This window comes from Clostridium neuense, from assembly GCF_045310695.1.
GTDB lineage: Bacteria > Bacillota > Clostridia > Clostridiales > Clostridiaceae > Clostridium_S > Clostridium_S neuense.
Genome location: NZ_JBJIAA010000072.1, coordinates 1 through 237, shown reverse-complemented (window position 1 = coordinate 237; position 237 = coordinate 1). Strand labels below are relative to the sequence as shown.

The 237-nt window shown below is 37.1% G+C and carries 1 pseudogene; it reads left to right on the top strand.

The window, feature by feature from the left end:
* Window positions 1–237: pseudogene (locus ACJDT4_RS23440) on the top strand (hypothetical protein); the annotation flags it as partial.

Here is a 237-nt window from a genome sequence, read left to right as displayed (position 1 = left end):
GAGCTATTAAAAGAAGTAAATGAAGAAGATGATAATGACTGGACAAGGCAACCTGCAAAAGAAGATATCTTTGATAAGTTTGCTGATTGGATTACTGAGAAAGTTACAGGAGAAAAAGCAAGTCCGAAAACGCAGGGAGAGGAAGTAATAGACGCACAGTTAACAACAATGTCTTTCGATGAACAGAGTATTTTGGCAGACATTGCAAGCGATTATCAAACAGCATTTAGAGGTTTA